Consider the following 6000-nt stretch of genomic DNA (forward strand, 5'->3'; position numbering starts at 1 on the left):
CGTCAGGGATGCATCCCTGCCGCCACTCAGCGGGTGTAGTTGGGGGCCTCGACGGTCATTTGGATGTCGTGGGGGTGGGATTCCTTGAGGCCGGCGGGGGTGATGCGCACGAACTTGCCGAGCGACTTCAGCTCCGGGATCGTGCGGGCGCCCACGTAGAACATCGACTGCCGCAGCCCGCCCACGAGCTGGTACACGGTCGCGCCGAGCGCGCCACGGTAGGGCACCCGACCCTCGATGCCTTCGGGAATCAGCTGCGCATCCGAGGGCACGTCCGCCTGGAAGTACCGGTCGCGCGAGTACGAGGTCTTCTTGCCGCGATCGCTCAGCGCGCCGAGCGAGCCCATGCCGCGGTAGTTCTTGAACTGCTTGCCGTTCTGGTAGACCAGGTCGCCCGGGCTCTCGTCGGTGCCCGCAAGCAGCGAGCCGAGCATCACGGTGTCGGCGCCCGCCACGAGCGCCTTGGCAATGTCGCCCGAATACTGGAGGCCGCCATCGGCGATCAGGGGAACGCCCGCGGCACGCGCCGCGAGGGATGCCTCATAGACCGCCGTCACCTGCGGCACCCCGACCCCCGCCACCACGCGCGTCGTGCAGATGGACCCGGGGCCCACGCCGACCTTGATGGCGTCGGCACCCGCATCCACGAGCGCCTGCGCGCCCGAGCGGGTGGCGACGTTGCCGCCGATGATGTCGACCGCGGCGAAGGCCGAGTCCGACTTGAGGCGCGAAATGATCTCGAGCACGCCCTTCGAGTCGCCGTTGGCGGTGTCGACGACGATGACGTCGACGCCCGCGTCACGGAGTGCGCCGGCGCGCTCCCAGGCGTCGCCGAAGAATCCGATGGCGGCGCCGACGCGCAGACGGCCCTCGTCGTCTTTGGTGGCGTTCGGGTACTGCTCGCTCTTGTCGAAGTCCTTCACGGTGATGAGTCCGCGCAGTCGGCCCGCCTCGTCGATGAGCGGCAGCTTCTCGATCTTGTGCTGCGCGAAGATCGCGATCGCGTCGTCGGGGTCGATGCCTTCGGGCGCGGTGATGAGCGGCGCCTTCGTCATCACGTCGCGCACGAGCGCGGTCCCCTTCTCGAAGGGCGAGACGAATCGCATGTCGCGGTTGGTGATGATGCCGACGAGCGTTCCGTCGCCCTCGACGACCGGAAGGCCGGACACCCGGAACTGCCCGCAGAGCGCGTCGACTTCGGCGACCGTCGCATCCGGCGTCGTCGTGACCGGGTTGGTGATCATGCCGGACTCGCTGCGCTTCACCTTGTCGACGTGGCGCGCCTGCTCGTCGATCGACAGGTTGCGGTGCAGCACCCCGAGGCCGCCCTGGCGGGCCATTGCAATAGCCATGCGCGACTCGGTGACGGTGTCCATCGCGCTCGAGACGAGCGGCGAGGTCACGGTGATGCGCTTGGTGAGGCGCGAGGAGGTGTCCGCCTCGCTCGGGATCACATCCGTGTGCCCGGGCAGGAGCATCACGTCGTCGTAGGTGAGTCCGACGAAGGCGAAGGGGTCGTGCTGGTCCATGGTGCTCCTGCAAGGCGTGGGAGTGGGTACCGACTACAGCGCTGGAGACGGGTATACGAAGCTTAACGGCTCGCCGCCCGCAGAATTCCGGCGAAATTGAGTTCGCATGGAAACACTGCCGCAACATAGGCTCAGTAACGTCAACGACGACGTCCGTGTGTGAATGCGCTCGTCGCGCCTGCTTTTCACCCGAGAACTGGAGGTCCTGTGGCTCCCGCCGCCGACCGACCCACGCGCCACCGCGTGCGCATCGTGACAGGAGTGCTGGCGACCGCGATCGCCGCCATGGCACTCTTCGCCGCATCTCCCGCCTACGCCGACGAGGTCGACACCGACACGTACCCCTATCGGGTGAGCGGCAACGTTCAACTCGACGGCAACCCGTTGGAGGACGTCGAGCTGACGGTCGACGGCAACGGCATCACGACCGTGGTCGAGACGGATGCCGAAGGCCAGTGGGCCGTGGGCGTCCCCGAGCGCAACGTCTCCTATTCGGTCACCCTCAACGAGGACACCCTCCCGGAGGGCATCGCCGTGGTCGATGAGACCTCGGAGACGCCGAACGTGCGCGAGGCCGCCGTCGGTGCGGGCGGTCGCGTCACCGTGAACTTCTTCATCGGCGAGGGCGAACGCAACGTCACCAGCTTCTTCGATCAGTTCGTGCAGCGGCTCGTCAACGGCTTGAACTTCGGCCTCATGCTGGGGCTCGCCGCGATCGGCCTCTCGCTCGTGTTCGGCACGACCGGCATCTCGAACTTCGCGCACGCCGAAATGGTGACCTTCGGCGCCGTGATGACGTTGATGTTCTCCACCCTGTTCGGCTTCGAGATCTGGCTGGCGATCCCGCTCGCCGTGGTGATGGGTGCCGCGGCCGGCTGGGGTCTCGATGCGGGCCTGTGGAGACCGTTGCGCAAAAAGGGCGTCGGCATCGTTCAGCTGATGATCGTCAGCATCGGTCTGTCGCTCACCGCGCGCTACGTGTTCCAGTTCTTCATCGGCGGTGGCACGATCCAGCTTCCCGGCGCTGACGCCCCCAAGATCCCGCTCTTCGGTGTCGTGTCGCTCAGCGTCATCGACATGGCGAGCATGGGGTTGTCGATCGTGGTCATCCTGGTCTTCGCCTGGTGGTTGCTGTTCACTCGGCTCGGCAAGGCCACGCGCGCCGTCTCCGACAACCCTTCGCTCGCGGCCGCATCCGGCATCGACGTGGACCGCGTGGTCCGGGTGGTCTGGGTCGTCGCCGCGACGCTCGCCTCGCTTTCGGGTGTGCTGTGGGCGTACTTCCGCCCCGGCATCAAGTGGGACATGGGCGCGCAGATCCTGTTGCTCGTCTTCGCCGCGGTCACCCTCGGCGGCCTCGGCACCGCGTTCGGCGCCCTGATCGGCTCGATCATCGTGGGCATGCTCGTCGAGGTGTCGAGTCTCTGGATCCCGGCCGACCTCAAGTACGTCGGCGCACTCGGCGTGCTCATCATCGTTCTGCTGTTCCGACCTCAGGGCATCCTGGGTCGCCGAGAGAGAATAGGTTAGGCGCCCGCCATGGATTGGCTGCAAATCCTCTCGAACACCGGTTCCTCGATTCTGAGCCCGGCGACTCTCGCCTACGCCCTCGCGGCGCTCGGCCTCGCGGTACACTTCGGCTACGCGGGTCTGCTCAACATGGGTATCGCCGGCTTCATGGCGATCGGCGCCTACGGCTACGCGATCTCGATCCTCACGTTCGGATTCCCCTGGTGGGGCGGCGTGCTCGTCGGCCTGGTCGGCGCGGTGATCTTCGCGCTCATTCTGGGAATCCCGACGCTGCGCCTGCGCGGTGACTACCTCGCGATTGTCACGATCGCGGCGGCCGAGGTGTTGCGTCTGCTGTTCCTGACGACCGCGTTCGACGAGGTGACCGGTTCGGCCGACGGCCTGAGCGGCTACCACTCGAGCTTCCGCGACGCGAACCCGATCCCGCAGGGCACCTACGGCTTCGGCCCGTGGGAGTACAACGAGACCCAGTGGTGGGTGCGCATCATGGGCATCATCACGCTCGCGTTCGCGATTCTGCTGGTCTGGTCGCTCATGCGCAGCCCTTGGGGCCGGGTGCTGAAGGGCATCCGTGAGGACGAGGATGCCGTGCGCGCGCTGGGCAAGAACGTCTTCTCCTACAAGCTGCAGGCCCTCATCATCGGTGGGGTGATCGCGGCGGCGGGCGGCATCGTCTACGCCCTGCCCTCGGCCATCAGTCCCGGCGTCTACGTCACCTCGTTGACGTTCTTCGTCTGGACGGCTCTGCTGCTGGGTGGCGCCGCGACCGTCTTCGGTCCGGTGATCGGCGCGGTGATCTTCTGGGTCATCCAGACCCTGCTCAGCAACGTCCTTCCGGCGATGGTGCAGGCGGGCGTGCTGCCGTTCATGTCCTCGATCCAGGCTCAGACACTCCGCTTCGTGCTGGTCGGTGTAGCCCTCATGCTCATCGTCATCTTCCGGCCCCAGGGGATCCTCGGGAACAAGAAGGAGCTGACCTTTGTCAAGTAGCGACCAGACGCCTCCCGTCGCGCGCGAGAAGTCGACGGGCCTGCACACCGGAGAGATCAAGCCCGGCGTGGCGAAGGTCGACCCGGTGATCGTGATGGACGGCATCCAGCGCCGCTTCGGCGGTCTCACCGCGGTCGACGTCGACCACCTGGAGATCCCCCGCAACGCCATCACGGCGCTGATCGGCCCCAACGGGGCGGGCAAGACCACCCTGTTCAACCTGCTCACCGGGTTCGATAAGCCCGACCAGGGCGAGTGGTCGTTCGATGGCCGGTCGATCTCGGGTGTTCCCGCCTTCAAGGTCGCGCAGCGCGGCCAGGTGCGCACCTTCCAGCTGACGAAGGCGCTCGGTCTTTTGACCGTGCTCGAGAACATGAAGCTCGGGGCCAAGAACCAGACCGGCGAGCGGTTCCTGCCGAGCCTGTTTCCGTTCTTGTGGCGCGCTCAGGACGAGAAGATCGAGGCGAAGGCCGAGGTCATCCTCAAGAAGTTCAAGCTCGACGCCAAGAGCGACGATTTCGCCGCAAGCCTGTCGGGCGGTCAGCGCAAGCTGCTCGAGATGGCGCGCGCGCTCATGTCCGACCCGACGCTCGTCATGCTCGACGAGCCGATGGCCGGTGTCAACCCGGCCCTCACGCAGTCGCTGCTGGACCACATCCTCGATTTGAAGGATGAGGGCATGACGGTGCTGTTCGTCGAGCACGACATGCACATGGTGCGTCACATCGCCGACTGGGTGGTCGTGATGGCCGAGGGCAAGGTCGTCGCCGAGGGCCCGCCGGATGCGGTGATGAAGGATCCCGCCGTGATCGATGCCTATCTCGGCGCCCACCAGGACGTCGACCTCGGAGTCGTGACCGGACGCATCCCCGACCCGTCCGGCACCGGCAAGAAGGCGGCCGAGCAGATCGAGGCCGAGTACGAGGCCGAAGTCGACGCCGAGGTCAAAGCCGAGAAGCGCAAGAAGAAGTGAGCGAGACCATGGCCACTCCCGCAGCCGCCACGACGACCGCCGTCGTCGAGGTCAAAGACCTTGTCGCCGGATATCTTCCGGGCGTCAACATCCTCAACAGCGCCAACCTGGTCGCCCAGCAGGGCGAGTTGATCGGCATCATCGGCCCGAACGGGGCCGGCAAGTCGACGCTTCTCAAGGCCATCTTCGGCCAGGTGAAGATCCGCAGCGGCAGCATTTCGCTCGAGGGTGAGGAGATCACCGGCCTCAAGGCGAACAAGCTGGTGGCGCGCGGCGTCGGTTTCGTGCCGCAGAACAACAACGTGTTCCCGAGCCTGTCGATCGAAGAGAACCTGCAGATGGGGCTCTACCAGCGACCGAAGGCCTACGAGGAGCGGTTGGAGTTCGTGACGAGCATCTTCGCGGAGCTCGGTTCGCGCCTCAAGCAGCGCGCCGGATCGCTCTCCGGTGGTGAGCGGCAGATGGTCGCGATGTCCCGCGCACTCATGATGGACCCGAAGGTGCTGCTCTTGGACGAGCCCTCCGCGGGCCTGTCGCCGGTGCGCCAGGACGAGGCTTTCATCCGCGTCTCGGAGATCAACAAGGCCGGCGTCACCACGATCATGGTCGAACAGAACGCGCGACGCTGCCTGCAGATTTGCGACCGCGGCTACGTGCTCGATCAGGGTCGGGATGCCTACACCGGCACCGGGCGAGAGCTGCTGAACGATCCCAAGGTCATCGGTCTCTACCTCGGCACCCTCGGCGCCTGACCGCGCCCCCGCCGGTTGAGTAGGCCGCAGGCCGTATCGAAACCGCGCCCCCTTGCCGGTTGAGGAGGCCGCAGGCCGTATCGAAACCGAGCCCCACCCGGGGCCTCGATACGTCGCGACGCGACTACTCGACCGCCAAGCTCCCCGCCGGTTGAGTAGGCCGCAGGCCGTATCGAAACCGCGCCCCACCCGGGGCCTCGATACGTCGCGACGCGACTACTCGACC

The 6000-nt window shown here is 66.5% G+C and carries 5 protein-coding genes; 4 read left to right on the forward strand and 1 reads right to left on the reverse strand.

Annotated features, from left to right (window positions below; translation table 11 throughout):
- Window positions 1–26: 26 nt before the first annotated feature.
- Window positions 27–1529, reverse strand: coding sequence for an IMP dehydrogenase (gene guaB, locus QZ258_RS09325; RefSeq protein WP_294180905.1), 1503 nt, complete (start codon window positions 1527–1529; stop codon window positions 27–29).
- Window positions 1530–1778: 249 nt separating this feature from the next.
- Between guaB and QZ258_RS09330 the strand changes: the two genes are divergently transcribed.
- Genes QZ258_RS09330 through QZ258_RS09345 form a run of 4 tightly spaced genes read left to right on the forward strand, consistent with a single transcriptional unit; the run spans window position 1779 to window position 5774 of the window.
- The gene (locus tag QZ258_RS09330; RefSeq protein WP_294180917.1) at window positions 1779–3059 is read left to right on the forward strand and encodes a branched-chain amino acid ABC transporter permease; all 1281 of its coding nucleotides are present in this window, start codon (window positions 1779–1781) and stop codon (window positions 3057–3059) included.
- Between the two features lie 9 nt (window positions 3060–3068).
- On the forward strand, window positions 3069–4049 hold the full coding sequence (locus QZ258_RS09335; protein WP_294180907.1) for a branched-chain amino acid ABC transporter permease: 981 nt from the start codon (window positions 3069–3071) through the stop codon (window positions 4047–4049).
- Window positions 4039–5022: an ABC transporter ATP-binding protein gene (locus tag QZ258_RS09340; RefSeq protein WP_294180909.1), complete on the forward strand. Its 984-nt coding sequence runs from the start codon at window positions 4039–4041 to the stop codon at window positions 5020–5022. The genes QZ258_RS09335 and QZ258_RS09340 overlap by 11 nt, the downstream gene beginning before the upstream one ends.
- Window positions 5023–5030: 8 nt before the next feature.
- Window positions 5031–5774, forward strand: a complete 744-nt coding sequence (locus tag QZ258_RS09345) for an ABC transporter ATP-binding protein (protein ID WP_294180911.1) — start codon at window positions 5031–5033, stop codon at window positions 5772–5774.
- Window positions 5775–6000 lie beyond the last annotated feature (226 nt).

Origin of the sequence: uncultured Schumannella sp. (assembly GCF_905479755.1) — a bacterium.
Classification (GTDB): domain Bacteria; phylum Actinomycetota; class Actinomycetes; order Actinomycetales; family Microbacteriaceae; genus DCRR01.